1 protein-coding gene is annotated in these 1,391 nt (G+C 59.3%); it reads left to right on the top strand.

The features are described from left to right. Positions 1 to 76: 76 nt before the first annotated feature. Positions 77 to 1,348: an IS256 family transposase gene (locus ACFYTQ_RS37545; RefSeq protein ID WP_387371212.1), complete on the top strand. Its 1,272-nt coding sequence runs from the start codon at positions 77 to 79 to the stop codon at positions 1,346 to 1,348. The last annotated feature ends 43 nt before the right edge of the window (positions 1,349 to 1,391 follow it).

Below are 1,391 nucleotides of genomic sequence, written 5' to 3'. Positions count from 1 at the left end.
GGGACTGTCTGAGATCTTGTGGGTCGGATGGTGATCGGAGAAGCTGGGGCGGTTTGTCTCAGCGGAAGGGATCATCGTGTCGGAGGAGTCGAGGCCGGGGGCTGGGCAGCAGTCGGCGGTGGACGGTCTGGATGTGCGGATCGCTCAGGAATTGATCGAGAAGGCGCGGAGAGAAGGGGTGTCGTTGGCTGGTCCGGGTGGTTTGCTGTCGCAGATCACGAAAACTGTTCTGGAAACGGCGTTGAACGCTGAAATGGATGAGCATCTCGGATATGTCAAGGGTGAGCATCCTGTTCACGGGGACGGGAATCACCGGAATGGGCGGTCGCGGAAGACGGTGCATACCGATGTGGGTTCGGTGCGGATTGATGTGCCGCGGGATCGGAATTCGGAGTTCGAGCCGCGGATGGTGCCGAAGCATGCACGGCGGGTGGAGGGTTTCGACGAGTCGATCATCTCGTTGTATGCGAAGGGGTTGACGACGGGGGAGATTCAGAAGCATTTGTCGGAGATCTATGATGTGGGGGTTTCGCGGGAGTTGATTTCGAAGATCACCGATAAGGTGGTCGATGAAATGAACGAATGGCAGTCGCGGCCGCTGGAACGCGTGTATCCGGTCGTGCTGATCGACGCTATTTTCGTGAAGATCCGGGATGGGAAGGTCGCCAACCGGCCGATCTACGTCGCGGTCGGGGTGACCCTGGCCGGTGAGCGAGACGTTTTGGGTATGTGGGTCGGCACCGGCGGTGAAGGCGCGAAACATTGGGCTGGCGTGCTTGGTGAGCTGCGCAACCGGGGGGTCGCCGACGTCATGGTCGTCTGCTGCGACGGACTCAGGGGACTGCCCGAGGCGATCAACGACACCTGGCCGCTGGCCGATGTCCAGCAGTGCGTGGTCCACCTCGTGCGGGCCAGCCTCAAATACAGTTCACGAAAATACTGGAGTCGGATCACCAAAGAACTGCGCGCCATGTACACCGCGCCCACCGAGCAGGCCGCCGAATCTCTTTTCGAAGATTTCGCCGCCGAATGGGAACCGCGGTACCCGGCCATGATCGCCGTCTGGCGCAACAGCTGGGAACAGTTCACACCATTTCTCAAGTTCCCGGTGCCGATCCGGAAGCTCGTGTACACCACGAACGCGATCGAAAGCTTGAACTCCAGATTCCGGCAGGCGACCCGCCGTCGGGGACATTTCCCCAACGAGCAGGCCGCCCTCAAGGTCCTCTATCTGGTCATCCGAAACCCGATCAAAAACCAGTCGAATATCACTGGAAAGATCAGTGGCTGGAAGGATATACTCAACACGCTCGCCCTGCACTATGGTGAGCGGATAACCGGAAACTAGCAGGACAATTCACCGTTCTGCCCACAAAAATTCCGACACTCCC

It is taken from the genome of Nocardia sp. NPDC004068 (genome assembly GCF_042874315.1).
Taxonomy (GTDB): Bacteria; Actinomycetota; Actinomycetes; order Mycobacteriales; family Mycobacteriaceae; genus Nocardia.
This window is presented reverse-complemented; position numbering and strand designations above follow the sequence as displayed.